The following is a 234-nucleotide window of genomic DNA, read 5'->3' on the forward strand; positions in this document are numbered from 1 at the left end:
AACCAGGCCTCCTCCTATATCTGCCGCCTGCGCAACAGCGCCGAAACCGGCAAGATTTCCGAACACGCACGCGGCAACGCGGTGGATATCGCAAGTTTCAGCTTCTAGAAGGGCGAGGATATCGCGGTCAAGCCGAGGCGCGAGGACTCGACCCTGACCGGCGCCTTCCAGCGCACCGTCAGCGCCGCCGGCTGCCTGTATTTCACGACGGTGCTAGATCCCGAAAGCGACGCC

Annotated in this window: 1 pseudogene; it reads left to right on the plus strand. The window is 63.2% G+C overall.

The window, feature by feature from the left end:
* A pseudogene (locus CN601_RS28105) lies at positions 1-234 on the plus strand (extensin family protein); the annotation flags it as partial.

The sequence above is a fragment of the Bacillus sp. AFS017336 genome, from assembly GCF_002555445.1.
In the GTDB taxonomy this organism is placed as follows: domain Bacteria; phylum Bacillota; class Bacilli; order Bacillales; family Bacillaceae_G; genus Gottfriedia.